Below are 17,491 nucleotides of genomic sequence, written 5' to 3'. Positions count from 1 at the left end.
GTGAGTATTCCGAGGGTTGGGGTGCTGGCGCTGCAGGGCGATACCCGCGAGCACCTGGCGGCGCTGGGCGAAGCCGGCGCCGAGCCGATGACCGTGCGCCGCCGCAGCGAACTCGACGCGGTGGATGGATTGGTGATTCCGGGTGGCGAATCCACCACCATCAGCCACCTGCTGTGCGGGTTCGATCTGCTCGAGCCGTTGCGTGCCCGATTGGCTGCCGGGCTTCCGGCCTATGGCGCGTGCGCGGGCATGATCATGCTGGCCAGCGAGATCCTGGACGCCGGTGTCCGAGGACGCCAGGCGCTGCCACTGCGCGGGATCGATATGACGGTGCGGCGCAACGCTTTCGGGCGCCAAGTCGACTCTTTTGAAGGCGATATCGCGTTCACGGGTCTTGATCATCCGGTGCGCGCGGTGTTTATCCGGGCGCCCTGGGTCGAGCGCGTGGGTGCTGGGGTGACGGTGCTGGCCCGGGCCGGCGACCATATCGTCGCGGTTCGGGAGGGTTCGGTGCTGGCAACCGCGTTTCACCCGGAGGTGACCGGCGACCGCAGCATCCATCGGTTGTTCGTCGATATCGTCAACGGCAAGGCCTAGCCAACAAGTTCGGCCCCAACCGCCGGCTACGTCGACCCGTCGGTCCCACTCACGCCGATCAATTGTCCGCCGGTGCCGCCGGTGCCTTCGTTGCCCGCGGTAGCGCCGGCCCCGGCGTTGCCGCCGTTACCGCCGTTACCGATTTCCCGAGCGTCGCCGCCGTCACCGCCGTCGTCGCCGGTGCCGCCGCTGACCAGGGCGTCGCCTCCGGTGCCGCCGTCACCGCCGTTACCGATCGTCCCGGCCGCGCCGCCGTCCCCGCCATGACCGCCTTGGCCACCGCTGCCCGAATCGTCGTAGCCGCCGTGGCCGCCGGCGCCGCCGGACCCGAAGTACGTGCCGCCGTGGGCGCCGTCGCCGCCGTCGCCACCGTTACCTTGGGAGCCGGCGACTCGGTCGCCGCCGGCCCCACCGGCACCGCCGTTGCCGAACATCCCGGCGTCGCCGCCGGTGCCGCCGGCCCCGCCGGCACCGGCGTTTCCGCTGAATCGGACACCGCCGTTACCGCCGGCCCCGCCGTTGCCGGCCAACAAGCCGGCGTTGCCGCCCGCGCCGCCTTGCCCGCCGGTAAAGAGGTTTCCACCAACCCCGACGCCGCCGGTGCCGCCGGCCCCGCCATTGCCGCCGTAGATGCCGGCGTTGCCGCCGTCTCCGCCGTCTCCGCCGTCTCCGTGGGCATCGAAGCCGCCGATTCCGCCCGCGCCGCCGTTGCCGAACCACAATCCGCCGCCGCCGGCCCCGCCGTTGCCGCCCGTGGCGTTTGCCGCGGCGCCACCGGCGCCTCCGGTGCCGCCGGTGCCGAACAGCCCGCTGGTACCGCCAATACCGCCGTCGCCACCGCTGCCGGTACTCGATGACGGGCTGGTGGCACCGCCTTCGCCGCCGCCACCGCCGGTACCGAACAGCAACCCGCCGGCCCCGCCGTTCCCACCAGCGCCGCCGTCGGCACCGCTGAAGCCGGCTCCACCGTCGCCGCCGGCGCCGCCGGGGCTGAACAACAGCCCGCCCGCCCCGCCGCTGCCACCGGTCGCGCCGGTACCACTTGCCGAGGTGCCGCCGGTGCCGCCGGTGCCGCCGGCTCCGCCGGCACCCCCGACGCCCGCGGTGGTTGCCGAATTCCCGCCTTCGCCACCGACGCCGCCGATGCCGAAAAGCCCGGCATGGCCGCCGGCGCCGCCAGGCAGTCCGACCCCGGAGGCCAGGTCGCCGGCGGCCCCGCCGGTGCCGCCGTTGCCGAACAGTAGCCCCCCGTTGCCGCCGGTGCCGCCGAACAGGCCGAGGGCCGCGTCGCTGCCGCCGAACAGGCCGAGGGCCGCGCCGCTGCCGCCCGCCCCGCCGTTGCCGATCAACCCGGCATTGCCGCCGGCACCGCCGGGCCCGCCGGCGCCGCCGTTGCCATACAACAGACCGCCGTCGCCGCCGGCCTGCTCCGGAGCCGTCCCGTCAGCGCCGTTGCCGATCAGCGGTCGCCCCAACAATGCCTCGGTGGGTCCATTGACCGCATTCAGCATGTCTTGCGATATGCCCAGCAACGGCGAGGCATTGGCCGCCTCGGCGGCCGCATACGCGTTGCCGGCACCGGTCACGGCCTCCACGAATTGTGTGTGAAACGTCGCCACCTGGGTGCTCAGCGCCTGATAGTCCAGGGCATGGCCAGAAAACAGCGCTGCCACCGCAGCCGACACCTGGTCCGCCCCGGCGGCCAGCACCCCGGTGGTCGGGGCCGCTGTCGCCGCAGTGGCCGCGTTGAGTGTCGAGCCGATACCGGCCAAATCGGCGGCCGCCGCCGCCACCGTGTCGGGTACCGCGAACATGTACGACATCGGCCGCCTCACACATACATCGCGGTGACCGGCCAAGACGGTCCGCTCACGGGGCCATCGGAATCCGAACATCCGCCAGAAAGCTCAACCTAGCGCGTTCGAGGGCCCAACGGCGCTGTTTCGAGTGAGGATGGTGTCTCCGGATGCACCAGATTGGGCAGGGCGACGGCACAGCGCGGCCACCGCCGCATTGCGTCTCCCGGCCGGGTCAGCGGATCGGCCGTCCACGTAGACTCGGCTAGCCATCATTCAAAGGATTTGAGATAGGACGGCGATGAGCGGCCATTCCAAGTGGGCCACCACCAAGCACAAGAAGGCCGTCATCGACGCCCGCCGCGGCAAGATGTTCGCACGGCTGATCAAGAACATCGAGGTCGCGGCTCGCGTCGGTGGCGGTGACCCGGCGGGAAACCCCACCCTCTACGACGCCATCCAAAAGGCCAAGAAAAGCTCGGTGCCCAACGAGAACATCGAGCGGGCCCGCAAGCGCGGTGCCGGTGAAGAGGCCGGTGGGGCGGACTGGCAGACCATCATGTACGAGGGTTACGCGCCCAACGGTGTGGCCGTACTGATCGAGTGTCTGACCGACAACCGCAACCGCGCTGCCAGCGAGGTGCGGGTGGCGATGACGCGCAATGGCGGCGCCATGGCTGATCCGGGGTCGGTGTCCTACCTGTTTTCCCGCAAGGGCGTGGTGACCCTGGAGAAGAACGGTCTGACCGAAGACGACGTGCTGGCGGCCGTGTTGGAAGCCGGCGCCGAGGACGTCAACGACCTCGGGGACAACTTCGAGGTGATCTCCGAACCGGGTGAACTGGTCGCGGTACGCTCCGCGCTGCAGGATGCCGGCATCGACTACGAATCGGCCGAGGCGGGCTTTCAATCGTCGGTGACCGTGCCGGTGGACGTCGACGGGGCCCGCAAGGTTTTCAAGCTGGTCGACGCGCTGGAAGAAAGTGACGACGTTCAGAACGTGTGGACCAACGTGGACGTGTCCGATGAGGTGCTGGCGGAGCTCGACGAGGAGTAGTCCCGGTGCCCGGGCTTAGGTGATGGCCCGAAGGGAATCGCCATCCCGATCGCTGCGCCACCGTAGGACTTCCAGTGCCACGGCGATGTGAACGATGTTCGCCTCGACCGGCTGGGGCAGGAGTCGGTGCGCGGTCTCGAGCCGGTGCACCAGCGTATTGCGGTGGATGTAGAGGGCCTTTGCGGTGCGTGCGGCATTGCATTGCTGGTTGATGTAGGTCAGCAAGGTGGCGTGCAGTACCGGGCTGGCCGACTGGAATTCCCCCAGGGCTCCGGCGTTGTTGGTTAGCAGGCTTGTGAGCTGGGTTGATGATCTTTGGTGCCGCGCTATTGGGGCCGGAGTGTAGGCACGGGCTATCTGGAGAACGATCGAGTTGGTTACTGTTCGTCGTTGGTCTGGAGTTGCCCGTGCCTACCGTTTCAGTATTGCCTGTGTCGTCGGTTCCAGAGGTGTTCGACCGCTGGAGTCCTGGTGGGCGCAGCGGGCTCATCGGATCGGAGTTTTTCGATGTGTTGGCCTCGGTGCCAGACCCGAGGGACCCACGCGGTCGGAGGTATTCGCTGATGGCTTTGTTGGCGATCGCGGTTCTGGCCACTGCCGCGGGGATGCGCGGCTATGCTGGTTTTGCCACATGGGCGGCCACCGCTCCCGATGATGTGTTGGCCCAATTAGGGGTCCGGTTCCGGCGGCCCAGTGAGAAGACCTTCCGCGCTGTTTTGTCTCGGCTAGACCCCGCCGACCTCAACGCCAGGATGGGCAGTTACTTCACTGCACACGTGGCCAGCAGCGACCCCAGCGGATTGGTGCCGATCGCGTTGGACGGCAAGATGCTGCGTGGTGCTTTACGCGCCAAAGCGACAGCCACGCATCTCGTGTCGGTGTTCGCCCACCGTGCCCGATTGGTGCTCGGTCAACTCGCTGTCGCCGAGAAAAGCAATGAAATTCCCTGCGTACGTGCCCTGCTCACGCTGCTGCCGGGTAGCTTGCGGTGGCTGGTCACCGTGGATGCGATGCATACCCAGGTCGTCACCGCGAAGTTGATCTGCGCCACCTTGAAGTCGCACTACCTGATGATCGTCAAGTCCAACCAAGCCAAAATACTTGCGCGTATCACCGCGCTGCCCTGGGCCGAGGTGCCCGCAGCCGCTACCGATGACTCCCGCGGCCACGGCCGTGTCGAGACCCGCACCCTGCAAATCATCACCGCTGCACGAGGAATCGGCTTCCCCTACGCAAAACAAATCATCCGGATCACTCGTGAACGCTTGATCACCGCCACCGACCAGCGCAGCGTGGAGGTGGTCTATGCCATCTGCAGCCTGCCGTTCGAGCACGCCCGCCCTACCGCGATCATGACCTGGATGCGTCAACACTGGGGAATCGAGAACAGCCTGCACTGGATACGCGACGTCACCTTCGACGAAGACCGTCAAAGGGCACATACCGGAAACGGCGCACAGGTCCTAGCAACGCTACGCAACACCGCGATCAATCTGCACCGCCTCAACGGCGCCGACAACATCGCCGAAGCCTGCCGGATCACCGCTTTGACCGCCAACCGCCGCCTAGACCTCCTCAATCCACAATTCCCCAGCTCACAAGCCTGCTAATCAACAACGCCGGAGCCCTGGACGTATCGGTGACCGCTGGCCAGGGGCGGGTTGCGGGAAGGTGCGAGATGTCTTTTGTGGGTGTGGCTCCCGAAATGGTGGCGGTCGCGGCATCGGATTTGGAGCGGTTGGGGTCGACGATCAGCGCGGCCAATGTGGCGGCGGCGGGGTCGACCACGACCATATTGGCCGCCGGCGCCGACGAGGTATCTGCGGTGATCGCGGCGTTGTTCGGTACGCACGCGCTGGAGTACCAGGCGATCAGCACGCAGCTTTCGGTCTTTCATGAGCAGTTTGTGCAGACGCTGACCAACGGCGTCGGCGCCTATTCGGCCGCCGAACTGGTCAACGTGTTGCCGCTGCAGAACGTCGAGCAAGACCTGCTGAACCTGGTCAATGCTCCCACTCAGGCATTGTTCGGGCGGCCGCTGATCGGCAATGGCGCTGACGGGGCCGCAGGGACCGGGCAGGCCGGTGCGGCCGGCGGCATCTTGTGGGGCAATGACGGTAGCGGCGGCTCGGGTGCGGCGGGCCAGGCCGGCGGTGCCGGTGGCGCGGCGGGCTTGATCGGCAACGGCGGCGCCGGCGGCGCCGGCGGGCAAGGCATGTTCAACGGCGGTTCCGGCGGTGCCGGTGGGTGGGCCGGGCTGATCGGGGCGGGCGGGGCCGGCGGAGTCGGTGGCACCGGAGTCGCCCTCGATGGGGGTGCGGGCGGTGCCGGTGGCAATGCCGGTGTGTTGTTCGGCCCGGGCGGAATTGGGGGATCCGGAGGGCAGGGCATGGCCAGTGGCGGCGCCGGCGGCGCCGGTGGTGCCAGTGGGTTGGTCGGCAACGGGGCGGTCGGTGGTGCTGGTGGTATCGGCACCACCGATGGCGGGGCCGGCGGACAGGGCGGCAACGCCCGGCTATTTGGCACCGGTGGTGTCGGAGGCCACGGCGGTACCGGTGCGGGGTCCGGCAGCGGCGGGGCCGGTGGCGATGGTGGCCTCGGCGGTCTGGTGTACGGCAACGGTGGAGGTGGCGGTGCCGGTGGCGTCGGCGGTGCTGGCGATGCTGGCATTGTGAGCGTCGCCGCGGGTAGCGGTGGCCATGGCGGCACGGGAGGGGCGGCCGGCCTGTGGGGTGTCGGTGGCCACGGTGGTGACGGAGCCCACGGTGGCGCCGGTGCTTCGGGCGGGGACGGTGACGCCGGCAGCGGCGGCGGTGACGCCGGTGACGGCGGGGCCGGTGGGCGCGGTGGCTGGTTGGTCGGCGGTGGTGGGGCCGGCGGCTCTGCGGGCTCTGGCGGTAGCGGCGGTGCCGGTGGTTCTGGTGCCAACGCGGTGACTTTGGGCAGTGCGGGCGGCAACGGCGGTAATGGTGGCGACGGAGGCGCCGGTGGGGTTGGTGGCGCCGGCGGCCGGGGCGGGTGGATCAGCTTCTTGAGTGGGCAGGGCGCGGGTGGAGCCGGCGGCGACGGGGGAACCGGTGGCGGGGTCGGCAACGGTGGAGACGGCGCCGCCGGCACGTTCTTTGGCGGCACCGGTGCGGGCGGGAACGGCGGTCACGGGGGTGATCCGGGCAGCGGCGGCGCCGGCGGAGCCGGGGGTGCCGGATCCAGCGCCGGGGCGGCCGGCGCGGGCGGGCTGAGCCCGACCACCGGCGGCAACGGCGGTAATGGCGGTCGTGGTGCGGATGGCTATGGCACCGGCATTTCCGGTGCTTCTGGTGGGGCGGGGGGTCAGGGCTCCGGCGTTGTTGATTAGCAGGCTTGTGAGCTGGGTTGATGATCTTTGGTGCCGCGCTATTGGGGCCGGAGTGTAGGCACGGGCTATCTGGAGAACGATCGAGTTGGTTACTGTTCGTCGTTGGTCTGGAGTTGCCCGTGCCTACCGTTTCAGTATTGCCTGTGTCGTCGGTTCCAGAGGTGTTCGACCGCTGGAGTCCTGGTGAGCGCAGCGAGCTCATCGGATCGGAGTTTCTCGATGTGTTGGCCTCGGTGCCAGACCCGAGGGGCCCACGCGGTCGGAGGTATTCGCTGATGGCTTTGTTGGCGATCGCGGTTCTGGCCACTGCCGCGGGGATGCGCGGCTATGCTGGTTTTGCCACATGGGCGGCCACCGCTCCCGATGATGTGTTGGCCCAATTAGGGGTCCGGTTCCGGCGGCCCAGTGAGAAGACCTTCCGCGCTGTTTTGTCTCGGCTAGACCCCGCCGACCTCAACGCCAGGATGGGCAGTTACTTCACTGCACACGTGGCCAGCAGCGACCCCAGTGGATTGGTGCCGATCGCGTTGGACGGCAAGATGCTGCGTGGTGCTTTACGCGCCAAAGCGACAGCCACGCATCTCGTGTCGGTGTTCGCCCACCGTGCCCGATTGGTGCTCGGTCAACTCGCTGTCGCCGAGAAAAGCAATGAAATTCCCTGCGTACGTGCCCTGCTCACGCTGCTGCCGGGTAGCTTGCGGTGGCTGGTCACCGTGGATGCGATGCATGCCCAGGTCGTCACCGCGAAGTTGATCTGCGCCACCTTGAAGTCGCACTACCTGATGATCGTCAAGTCCAACCAAGCCAAAATACTTGCGCGTATCACCGCGCTGCCCTGGGCCGAGGTGCCCGCAGCCGCTACCGACGACTCCCGCGGCCACGGCCGTGTCGAGACCCGCACCCTGCAAATCATCACCGCTGCACGAGGAATCGGCTTCCCCTACGCAAAACAAATCATCCGGATCACTCGTGAACGCTTGATCACCGCCACCGACCAGCGCAGCGTGGAGGTGGTCTATGCCATCTGCAGCCTGCCGTTCGAGCACGCCCGCCCTACCGCGATCATGACCTGGATGCGTCAACACTGGGGAATCGAGAACAGCCTGCACTGGATACGCCACGTCACCTTCGACGAAGACCGTCAAAGGGCACATACCGGAAACGGCGCACAGGTCCTAGCAACGCTACGCAACACCGCGATCAATCTGCACCGCCTCAACGGCGCCGACAACATCGCCGAAGCCTGCCGGATCACCGCTTTGACCGCCAACCGCCGCCTAGACCTCCTCAATCCACAATTCCCCAGCTCACAAGCCTGCTAATCAACAACGCCGGAGCCCTGGGCGGGGGGTGACGGCGGAAGGTATGGCAACGGCGGCGCCGGTGGCGCCGGCGGCGATGGGATGGGGGGTGCGAGCGGGTTCTCAATCGTCTTTCCACCCGGACAAGACGGTGGTGGCGGCGGCATCGGCGGGTCCGGCGGCGAAGGCGGCGCCGGTGGGATGGGCGGCGCCATGGCGGGTCACGGCGGAGACGGTGGTGCCGGCGGTCATGGTGGCCAGGGGGGCTCGGGAGGTAGCGGTTCGCGCGGGGCGGACGGGGTCACCGGCCCGAACCCCAACGGTGGCGGCGGCGGTGACGGCGGGGCCGGAGGTGCCGGCGGCCAGGGCGGTAACGGTGGGCTGGCCGGTCATGCGCAGGCGGCCGGATATTCCGACGGTGTCCAAGGCGTGGGCGGGGCCGGCGGGAAAGGTGGTGCCGGAGGGCTCGCGGGTGATGGCGGCACCGGCGCGGCCGGCACGTTTGCCAATGGCGGCAATGGCATCGGTGGCACCGGCGGGGACGGCGGCGACAACGGCGCCGGCGGCGCGGGCGGGACCGGCGGTAGTGGCTCCACCACCGGTACGGACGGCGCATCCGGGACCACGACCACATCCGGCGGCAACGGCGGCAACGGCGGGCGCGGCGCCGATTCCGTCATGATCGGCGGCAAGGGCGCTGCCGGCGGAGACGGTGGTGACGGCGGACTGTACGGCAACGGCGGTAAGGGCGGCGACGGCGGCGACGGCGGCACCGGTCAGGGCGGTATCAGCTTCCTCGCCCCGGGCGGACAAACCGGGGGAGACGGTTCTACCGGTGGGACCGGCGGTACCGGTGGTGCCGGCGGTTCGGGTGGAGCCATGGCCGGCAAGGGCGGCGATGGTGGTGACGGCGGCATGGGCGGTGGCGGTGGTGTCGGTGGTAACGGCAGCAACGGCGACCACGGAGTCTCGGGCGGCAACGTCAACGGGGGAACCGGCGGCGATGGCGGCAAAGGCGGGTCCGGCGGGCAGGGCGGTAATGGCGGAGCCGCCGGCAAAGCGTTAGCGGCCTCGTACGCGGTTGGAGCCGAGGGTGCGGGGGGAGCCGGCGGCATGGGCGGCACCGCCGGTCTCGCCGGTAACGGCGGTGATGGTGCAGACGCGGCCGCGGGCTCCGCAGGCACTGGCGGCAACGGTGGCCACGGCGGCAATAACGGCGCCGGCGGGGCGGGCGGCAAAGGCGGCACCGGCTTGACTACCGGTGCTGACGGCGCGCCCGGGTCCCGCCTGACCGCGGGTGGTAACGGAGGCGACGGCGGAGATGGCGGCAGTGCGGCAACCGCCGGCGCCAAGGGTGGGGCCGGCGGTGTCGGCGGTGACGGCGGACTCTATGGCAACGGCGGCAAGGGCGGAAACGGTGGTGCCGGCGGGAACGGCGCCGCCGGCAGCAATGCCAGCGGCGCAGGGGCAACCGGCGGCACCGGCCTGATGGGGGGCACCGGTGGTAGCGGTGGTGCCGGTGGCGAGGGAGGAGCACTTGCCGGCAATGGTGGCCAGGGCGGTAGCGGCGGCTCCGGTGGTATTGGGGGCACCGGCGGGCAGGGCGGCGGTGGTTCGGCGGGCGGCGCCGGTGTCGCTGGCGTTCAGGACGGTGCGGGTGGCGCGGGCGGCGGGGGCGGCCTGGGCGGTAGCGGTGGCGCCGGCGGCGTCGGTGGGATTGGTGGTCAGGCCCACGCTGGCGGAGCATTCCACGACGGCGATGCCGGCGCCGGCGGCCTTGGCGGCAAGGGCGGAACCGGCGGCACCGGAGGCAAGGGTGGCACCGGCGGCGGCGGAGCCGATGCCACCGTGTTTGAACCCTTCGTCGGCAACGGGGGCCACGGTGGCGCTGGCGGTGGTGGTGGGACCGGTGGTGCCGGTGGGGCCGGCGGTACCAGCGGTGATGGGGTCACTGTGGCCGGGGCAGGCCTCACTGGCGGTACCGGCGCCGGTGGCGCCGGGGGCAATGGTGGCGCGGGTGGCAATGCCGACGGCGGTGGCATCGTCAACCCCGAGTACGGCGACGGAGGCGCCGGCGGTAACGGCGGTAACGGCTCCAGCGGTGGCGACGGCGGCTCCGGGGGCACCGGCGGCCGCTCCGGCGCCGGCATTTACAACAAGGGTGGTACCGGCGGCGTCGGCGGTGACGGCGGCAACGGCACCAATGGTGCGGGCGGCAAGGGCGGCTCCGGGGGCAACGGCGGCCGCGGGGTTGACGCGTCCCTGTTTGCTGACGCCGGCGATGGTGGTACCGGCGGCGATGGCGGTGACGGCGGTACCGGAACCACGGGGGCCGGACGCGGTGGCACCGGAGGCGCCGGCGGTGGCGGTGGCACCGGGACAGGAACTCCGCCGCCTTTCGGCACGGGTGCCCCCGGCGGAAGTGGCGGCACCGGCGGCCATGGCGGCGATAGCGGCTTTGGATGGTCCGGCCAGGTCGGCTCTGCGGGCTCCGGTCCCAACGGGGTCATCGGCGGCAGCGGTGGCGACGGCGGAACCGGGGTCGGCTGAACACATTGCGGCAGCAGCGAATTCGTATGTGATGCGATGCCGGTTGCGTGCCATGCCGCGTCGGCCGCCTGAATCTAGTACTCGGAAACGCGCCGAAAAAGTGCAATTGCAATTATGAGCTGGGTCACAGCTGCCGATGGTTGCGGGCTTGCCGAGTTGGAGGGCCAACATGTCGTATCTGATCGCTGCACCGGACCTATTGATGACAGCGGCGGCAGATGCGGAGGGCATCGCTTCTTCGATCATGGCGGCGAACCTGGCCGCGTTTGCTCCGACCAGTACGTTGATGGCCGCTGCCGGAGACGAAGTGTCGACGGCGATCGCCTTGTTGTTTGCTGGCCACGCTCAGGAGTACCAGCTGCTCAGTGCGCGTGCGGCGGTGTTCTACGAGCAATTTGTGCAGGCGCTGAGTACGGTCAGCGGGGCGTATGCGGCCGCGGAGGCCGCCAATGCCAACCCACTGCAGATCCTCATCGATGACGTTCTGGGTGTGGTCAACGCGCCCACGAACCTGCTGTTGGGGCGTCCGTTGATCGGCGAAGGAGCCAATGGCGCGCCCGGCACCGGCCAAGCCGGTGGGGCCGGCGGCATTCTGTGGGGCAATGGCGGGGCGGGTGGCTCGGGGGCACCGGGCCAGCAGGGAGGGTCTGGCGGAAACGCCGGGCTGATCGGTAACGGCGGCGTCGGCGGCGTCGGGGGCATCGGCGGTGGCGTCGGCGGCGTCGGCGGCACGGGCGGATGGTTGCTGGACAATGGTGGGACCGGCGGTACGGGAGGGGTGGGAACGGGAAACATTGCCGGCGGGGCGGGAGGGTTCGGCGGCAGTGCGCTGTCCTTGTTAGGCAACCCGGGTGCCACCGGTACCCCTGGGGGACACGCCGACGTGCTGTACCTGTCTCAACAACAGGCCCTGGCTCTTTTTCTGTCCGCACCAGATGCGAATTTCCTGTTGATCGGCACCGACGGCACGAACCTGGCCAGCATTCTGGCCGATCCCGCCGGCACCCCGAACTTCCACGCGCTGATGCTGCATAGCGTCACCGCCGCGTCGACGATCTCCGGGCACACCAGCATCTCCAACCCCTCGTGGACGACCATCCAGACCGGAGTGTGGAGCGAGACGGTGGGCGTGTCCAACAACGTCTTCACTCCCTGGACATACGACACCTGGTCGACCGTGTACAACCAGCTCGAGGCCACCTATGGCGACCAGGTCAACACCACCGTCATCGCAAACTGGCCGGTCATTGCCGACATAGCCGGGGCCGGCTCGCACCCGGCCGACAACATCGAGTTCGTCCCGCAGGTCGCCGGTGATACGAACTGGATCGCGACGCAGAACCTGGTCGGCACGAAGACCCAGGCCGCGATTATGGCCGCCGATCCACAACAGGGAAACCTCATCTTCTCGTACTTTGTCGGTGTCGATAACAACGCACATATGTACGGTGGTGATTCGCCGCAATACCAGCTGGCCATTCGGAACATGGACTACAACCTTGGTTCCCAAACCCAAGACGGCGGTGGGATATTGGGAGCGGTATACAACTGGGAGCAAATGCACCACGAAGAATTCTCCACGCTTGTGCTCACCGACCATGGTGAAACGGGGGCCCAACAGTTCAGTCTCACTCACGGCTTCCAATCGCCGCGTGAGACCGCAACCTTCCTGATCTTCGATCAGGCCTACAACGACGCCCACGATGGATTTATCAACAATTCATGGCAAATCGTCAGCACCACACCAACAATCTTGGCCCAATTCCACATTCCTCCGCTGCCGTACATGCAGGGTGCGCCGCTGACGGATCCCAGTTTCGACAGCACCTACGTTGACCCCGGCAACAACCTTTTCAGTGTGCTCAGCGCCGATTTCGCCGCGCAGGGGTATCCGGATATTCCGACCAGCCTGAGGCTGGCGTCACGCACGCTCGTGACCACGATTCCGTTCGTGGTATACGAGCAGGTAGAAAACCTCGTCAATGCGGTGCCCAGCTTCCTGCAGGTACCGGTCTCATGGCTCGGAGCCGCAGGGCTCCGGCGTTGTTGATTAGCAGGCTTGTGAGCTGGGGAATTGTGGATTGAGGAGGTCTAGGCGGCGGTTGGCGGTCAAAGCGGTGATCCGGCAGGCTTCGGCGATGTTGTCGGCGCCGTTGAGGCGGTGCAGATTGATCGCGGTGTTGCGTAGCGTTGCTAGGACCTGTGCGCCGTTTCCGGTATGTGCCCTTTGACGGTCTTCGTCGAAGGTGACGTCGCGTATCCAGTGCAGGCTGTTCTCGATTCCCCAGTGTTGACGCATCCAGGTCATGATCGCGGTAGGGCGGGCGTGCTCGAACGGCAGGCTGCAGATGGCATAGACCACCTCCACGCTGCGCTGGTCGGTGGCGGTGATCAAGCGTTCACGAGTGATCCGGATGATTTGTTTTGCGTAGGGGAAGCCGATTCCTCGTGCAGCGGTGATGATTTGCAGGGTGCGGGTCTCGACACGGCCGTGGCCGCGGGAGTCGTCGGTAGCGGCTGCGGGCACCTCGGCCCAGGGCAGCGCGGTGATACGCGCAAGTATTTTGGCTTGGTTGGACTTGACGATCATCAGGTAGTGCGACTTCAAGGTGGCGCAGATCAACTTCGCGGTGACGACCTGGGTATGCATCGCATCCACGGTGACCAGCCACCGCAAGCTACCCGGCAACAGCGTGAGCAGGGCACGTACGCAGGGAATTTCATTGCTTTTCTCGGCGACAGCGAGTTGACCGAGCACCAATCGGGCACGGTGGGCGAACACCGACACGAGATGCGTGGCTGTCGCTTTGGCGCGTAAAGCACCACGCAGCATCTTGCCGTCCAACGCGATCGGCACCAATCCACTGGGGTCGCTGCTGGCCACGTGTGCAGTGAAGTAACTGCCCATCCTGGCGTTGAGGTCGGCGGGGTCTAGCCGAGACAAAACAGCGCGGAAGGTCTTCTCACTGGGCCGCCGGAACCGGACCCCTAATTGGGCCAACACATCATCGGGAGCGGTGGCCGCCCATGTGGCAAAACCAGCATAGCCGCGCATCCCCGCGGCAGTGGCCAGAACCGCGATCGCCAACAAAGCCATCAGCGAATACCTCCGACCGCGTGGGTCCCTCGGGTCTGGCACCGAGGCCAACACATCGAGAAACTCCGATCCGATGAGCTCGCTGCGCTCACCAGGACTCCAGCGGTCGAACACCTCTGGAACCGACGACACAGGCAATACTGAAACGGTAGGCACGAGCAACTCCAGACCAACGACGAACAGTAACCAACTCGATCGTTCTCCAGATAGTCCGTGCCTACACTCCGACCCCAATAGCGCGGCACCAAAGATCATCAACCCAGCTCACAAGCCTGCTAATCAACAACGCCGGAGCCCTGGGCGCATGTCCTCGACGATGCGCGGATTGTCCAGGGTGGACGGCTCGAGCATGGTGGGTCCGACGTCGCTGGAGAACACGGTGGCGGCGTTGAGCACCGGCTGGTTGAGGAAGCGCAGCGACGGTGCGTCGGCCGGTACGGCGGGGATGGGCGCGGTGCCACCCCGCCTGGCCAGGGCGAATCCCCAGTCGCCGAAGGTGGGCACGTGGACGTGGTAGGGCGTGACCGCATATCCGGCGGCCTTGATGGTTGAGACGGTGCGCCAGAACGCGGTCGGGGTGGAAAACGGGCTGCCGGCCTGCACCACCATCAAGCCATCGGGGGCCAGGGCGTGGGGGGCAAGCGCATAGAACTCGGCGGAATACAGCCGCCCCAACGCCGGAGTATCCGGATCGGGCAGGTCGACGATGACCGCGTCGAAGCGGCGGGACTGGCCCGAGTCAGTCCCGCGCAGCCATTTCATCGCGTCGCCGATCACCACCTGCACGCGCGGGTCATCCAGCGCACCACCGTTGGCCTCGCGCATGGTGGTGCGCGCCAGCTGGATGACCGCGGGGTCCAGTTCCACCTGCACGATCCGCTCGATGCGGGGCAGGCGCAGCAGTTCACGGGCCGCCAGTCCGTCACCGCCGCCCAGCACCAGCACCGAGCGGGAGCCGTCACCCAGTGCCGGGTAGACCAGGCTTTCGGTGTAGCGGTACTCGTCTCGGGTGGAGAACTGCAGCCCGCCATCGAGGTACAGACGCAGGTCGTTGCCGCGCCGGGTCACCACGATCTCCTGGTAGGAGGTGTGGCGGTAGGCGATGATCGGGTCGGCGTAAAGCTCTTGGCGGCTGGTGGTCTCGATGTCGCGGGCATGGACCAGCAGCGTGACCAGCAGCCCGAGCGCGGCAAGCAGAGAGCACAGCGCCATCGCCAGCTGCCGGGTGGAAACGACCTGACGGAGCAGGAAGATCGACACGACGGCCGCCGCCACCAGGTTGACGATGCCGGTGGCGGCCGCACCGCGGATCATGCCCAGATGCGGCAGCAGGACGAAAGGCCAGACCAGTCCACCGATCAGGGCCCCCAGATAGTCGGCGGCGTTGAGGTTGGCCAGGGTGCGGCCGGTGTCGGCCGCCTCGGCCAACCGGCCGCGCTGCAGGAGCGTCATCAGCAGTGGGACCTCGGCACCGACCAGTCCGCCGATCAGGGCGGTGCCCAGCGCAAGCACCCAGGTCGACCCATCGATGAAGGCGAACGCCACGTAAAGCGCCGCCGCGGACAGCCCACCGATGATGCCCAGCAGGACTTCGACCGCGATGAAGGCGATGGCCGCGTGCGCCAGCAGCGGTTTGACCAGCAGGGCACCGGCACCCAGCGCGGCGATGTAGCCGGCCACGATCAACGAGGTGGCCACGATGCCGCCACCATCCAGGCTGGTCGACAGCGTGAGCAGTGCGAGTTCGTAGATGATGCCGCACGCCGCACAGGCCGCGACGGCCGCCAGCAGCAGTGCCCGCCAGCGTCCCGAGGCCGTCACGGTCCCGACGGTGTCGGGTGCCGGTGCGTGATCAGTCGCGGTCATGACAGCGCGGCAGCGATCACACCTCCCACCGACAGCAGCATCACCGCGGTGGCAAAGGCTGCCGGATGCAGTTGGGTCGCCTCGATGTGATCCCGAAAGCGGCCCGGCACTGCAATTTCGAGGACTACCAGCGCCGCCCCTTGCAGGGCGACGCCGACGAGCCCGTAGAGCGCGACCCCGAGCAGGCCCTCGCCGAGCTGGTTGGAGCTGGTGAAGATGGCGCTGATGATGACCAGGGCCAGCGCGGCGTACATGGAGCAGGCCAGCACGACCGCGTTGGGGCGACGTTCGACGAACACCAGGGTGCGCAGATTTCCCGGGGTCAGCAGGTTGACCATCACGAAGCCGACGATCAGGATGGCGAAAGCGACCAGGAAGTACAGAACGCTGGCGACCACGCCCCGCAGGAGCGGATCGACGCTGAGGGTGCCGAACTGGACTCCGGCCTGGTTGATGGCCTGGTACATGGCTGTCTCCTTTGCGTGTGCGCCAAGTGGGTCTTACTTGCTGCCGCCCGGGCCGCCGGGGTTGCCGCCCGAACCACCCGACGGAGATCCGGGATAGAACCCGGGGCCGAGAAAGATGTACGAGCCGTGGTTGTATCCGGCGCTGAGGTTTTCGACTTTGATGATGCACGGATGGGTGCCAGCGGGACCGACGCTGACAATGTTGTGCCGGTAGCGCAGGTACTCGGTTTCGCCATAAGACGCACGCGCGGCCGGTGACTTGTATCTGGACAGTGTGTTGGCCACCTGCTTGGGCGATCCTTCGCAGAGGTAGCGCGTTGCGTTGACGTCACGTGATTCTTGCTGATAGTGCGAGGCGATATAGGAGCCGATGTTGCGGTTCAACAGGGATACTCCGAAAACCATGGCCACCAAGGCGGCGACGGCCAGCGCGCTGGCGATGATGAACAACCGGTTGCGGCTCACGGATGCCACCAACTCGTAGTGTGCACGACGGTCCCGCCGGATCCGCCGGGGTGCAGCGGGTACAGATGCCAGGTATGCCAGCGCCAGCCCCTGCCCTCGGGTTCGGCGCTCAGTGCGGTCAACGCGGCCTCGTCGCCGGGAAACACGCCGCCCAGCCAACCGTTGTCGCGGCTGCAACGCTGTCGCAGGTCGTGCGCAAGGCTGCGGAAGCTCGATTCATCGTGCGGCACCGATAATCCCTAGCCGGCGGCCGGGGGCGCGGGGTAGACGGTCAGCTCGCCGGTCAGCACGGTCTTACCCGTGGAGATCTCCCACGGCATGTCCGGCGCCCAGCGCTCGAAACCCAGCAGCGCGGACTCGTCGGCACTGACGTAGTCGACATAGTCCATGTCCCCGCCGGCCGGCAGCCCTGTCGTTCCCTCGGTGGTGTAGCCGGCACGTCCCCGCTCCTCTTCCCGGAACGTGACGCCGTCGACCACGTGAACGCCGCTGGGCTGCAACGCAAGATCGGTGCGCTTGGTCCACATCGCGAGCTCCAGCCGCCCCTCATCCTCTTCGACACTGAACCAGATCGGCTCGTCGCCGCCTTCGAGCAGATGCTCCCACCACACGAAGGGGCCCTCGCGGAACGTCACCGATCCGCGCACCACATAGTCGACGCCGCCGTAACTGACGATCGCACCCGGGCCCAGTTGCCGTGGGCCGAACTGCGGCATCGCGTTGAAGGTGAGCGGATCTTGGCGCTGGCCGGGTCTAGCTGGTGTCTTGGGCCGCCGCAGCGCCACCGTGAGAACGATGATGGAGGCGATGAATAGCATCACGGCCAGCAGAACCAGCAGAGTTCCCACGCATACCCTCCAGTACCGCGCTGCCGCGCAGTGGTTTGCCAATCACGGCGCATCGATGGTGCTCAAACGTAACAGCTTCGCCGGGGCCGGGT

Annotated in this window: 14 protein-coding genes and 1 pseudogene; 7 read left to right on the top strand and 8 right to left on the bottom strand. The window is 67.8% G+C overall.

Features of this window, described 5'->3' with window-relative positions:
- Entirely contained in the window at nt 1-597 is a 597-nt protein-coding gene (gene pdxT / locus SHTP_RS15885; protein WP_011741064.1) for a pyridoxal 5'-phosphate synthase glutaminase subunit PdxT, read from the top strand.
- Between the two features lie 26 nt (nt 598-623).
- On the opposite strand, the gene SHTP_RS15880 is transcribed toward pdxT, so the two are convergent.
- Nucleotides 624-2,420, bottom strand: coding sequence for a PE family protein (locus tag SHTP_RS15880; protein WP_096371108.1), 1,797 nt, complete (start codon nt 2,418-2,420; stop codon nt 624-626).
- Nucleotides 2,421-2,694: 274 nt separating this feature from the next.
- On the opposite strand from SHTP_RS15880, the gene SHTP_RS15875 reads away from it, so the two are divergent.
- Nucleotides 2,695-3,450 carry a YebC/PmpR family DNA-binding transcriptional regulator gene (locus tag SHTP_RS15875; RefSeq protein ID WP_096371107.1) on the top strand — a complete coding sequence of 252 codons (756 nt, stop codon included), beginning with the start codon at nt 2,695-2,697 and terminating at the stop codon, nt 3,448-3,450.
- 15 nt (nt 3,451-3,465) lie between these two features.
- Here the strand turns inward: SHTP_RS15875 and SHTP_RS15870 are convergent, their stop codons facing one another.
- Nucleotides 3,466-3,675 carry a helix-turn-helix domain-containing protein gene (locus tag SHTP_RS15870; RefSeq protein WP_420866668.1) on the bottom strand — a complete coding sequence of 70 codons (210 nt, stop codon included), beginning with the start codon at nt 3,673-3,675 and terminating at the stop codon, nt 3,466-3,468.
- A 182-nt stretch (nt 3,676-3,857) separates the two neighbouring features.
- Between SHTP_RS15870 and SHTP_RS15865 the strand changes: the two genes are divergently transcribed.
- The 5 genes from SHTP_RS15865 to SHTP_RS15845 all read left to right on the top strand — a co-directional run bounded on the left by SHTP_RS15865 (nt 3,858) and on the right by SHTP_RS15845 (nt 12,706).
- A complete protein-coding gene (locus SHTP_RS15865; RefSeq protein WP_420873014.1) occupies nt 3,858-5,060 on the top strand; it encodes an ISAs1-like element IS2404/ISMul1 family transposase in 1,203 nt (400 codons plus the stop codon).
- 68 nt (nt 5,061-5,128) lie between these two features.
- Nucleotides 5,129-6,805 carry a PE family protein gene (locus tag SHTP_RS29840; protein WP_172900558.1) on the top strand — a complete coding sequence of 559 codons (1,677 nt, stop codon included), beginning with the start codon at nt 5,129-5,131 and terminating at the stop codon, nt 6,803-6,805.
- A gap of 119 nt (nt 6,806-6,924) precedes the next feature.
- On the top strand, nt 6,925-8,127 hold the full coding sequence (locus SHTP_RS15855; protein WP_420873013.1) for an ISAs1-like element IS2404/ISMul1 family transposase: 1,203 nt from the start codon (nt 6,925-6,927) through the stop codon (nt 8,125-8,127).
- Nucleotides 8,128-8,784: 657 nt separating this feature from the next.
- Nucleotides 8,785-10,656, top strand: a complete 1,872-nt coding sequence (locus tag SHTP_RS15850; RefSeq protein WP_477506046.1) for a hypothetical protein — start codon at nt 8,785-8,787, stop codon at nt 10,654-10,656.
- Nucleotides 10,657-10,825: 169 nt separating this feature from the next.
- Nucleotides 10,826-12,706, top strand: coding sequence for a PE domain-containing protein (locus tag SHTP_RS15845; RefSeq protein ID WP_231991651.1), 1,881 nt, complete (start codon nt 10,826-10,828; stop codon nt 12,704-12,706).
- On the opposite strand, the gene SHTP_RS15840 is transcribed toward SHTP_RS15845, so the two are convergent.
- The 6 genes and pseudogenes from SHTP_RS15840 to SHTP_RS15815 form a co-directional block, all read right to left on the bottom strand.
- Nucleotides 12,707-13,909 (bottom strand): ISAs1-like element IS2404/ISMul1 family transposase, encoded by a 1,203-nt coding sequence (locus tag SHTP_RS15840; protein ID WP_420811867.1) that lies wholly within the window; start codon nt 13,907-13,909, stop codon nt 12,707-12,709. It abuts the gene before it with no gap.
- A 123-nt stretch (nt 13,910-14,032) separates the two neighbouring features.
- Entirely contained in the window at nt 14,033-15,619 is a 1,587-nt protein-coding gene (locus SHTP_RS15835; RefSeq protein WP_096371103.1) for a polyamine aminopropyltransferase, read from the bottom strand.
- Entirely contained in the window at nt 15,616-16,086 is a 471-nt protein-coding gene (locus SHTP_RS15830) for a DUF350 domain-containing protein (protein WP_011739815.1), read from the bottom strand. Before SHTP_RS15830 ends, SHTP_RS15835 begins: the two co-directional genes overlap by 4 nt.
- Nucleotides 16,087-16,119: 33 nt before the next feature.
- Nucleotides 16,120-16,551, bottom strand: a complete 432-nt coding sequence (locus SHTP_RS15825; RefSeq protein WP_096371102.1) for a DUF4247 domain-containing protein — start codon at nt 16,549-16,551, stop codon at nt 16,120-16,122.
- Nucleotides 16,548-16,775: pseudogene (locus SHTP_RS15820) on the bottom strand (DUF2617 family protein); the annotation flags it as partial. The gene SHTP_RS15825 and the pseudogene SHTP_RS15820, both read right to left, overlap by 4 nt.
- A gap of 15 nt (nt 16,776-16,790) precedes the next feature.
- A complete protein-coding gene (locus SHTP_RS15815) occupies nt 16,791-17,399 on the bottom strand; it encodes a DUF4178 domain-containing protein (protein ID WP_096371101.1) in 609 nt (202 codons plus the stop codon).
- Between the last annotated feature and the right edge of the window lie 92 nt (nt 17,400-17,491).

The organism is Mycobacterium ulcerans subsp. shinshuense (assembly GCF_002355775.1).
Taxonomy (GTDB): Bacteria; Actinomycetota; Actinomycetes; order Mycobacteriales; family Mycobacteriaceae; genus Mycobacterium; species Mycobacterium marinum.
This window is presented reverse-complemented; position numbering and strand designations above follow the sequence as displayed.

Coding starts and splice junctions, on each gene's coding strand:
- SHTP_RS15880 (WP_096371108.1), bottom strand. CDS start 2,420: ATGTCGTACATGTTCGCGGTACCCGACACGGTGGCGGCGGCGGCCGCC.
- SHTP_RS15875 (WP_096371107.1), top strand. CDS start 2,695: ATGAGCGGCCATTCCAAGTGGGCCACCACCAAGCACAAGAAGGCCGTC.
- SHTP_RS15845 (WP_231991651.1), top strand. CDS start 10,826: ATGTCGTATCTGATCGCTGCACCGGACCTATTGATGACAGCGGCGGCA.
- SHTP_RS15835 (WP_096371103.1), bottom strand. CDS start 15,619: ATGACCGCGACTGATCACGCACCGGCACCCGACACCGTCGGGACCGTG.
- SHTP_RS29840 (WP_172900558.1), top strand. CDS start 5,129: ATGTCTTTTGTGGGTGTGGCTCCCGAAATGGTGGCGGTCGCGGCATCG.
- SHTP_RS15830 (WP_011739815.1), bottom strand. CDS start 16,086: ATGTACCAGGCCATCAACCAGGCCGGAGTCCAGTTCGGCACCCTCAGC.
- SHTP_RS15850 (WP_477506046.1), top strand. CDS start 8,785: ATGATCGGCGGCAAGGGCGCTGCCGGCGGAGACGGTGGTGACGGCGGA.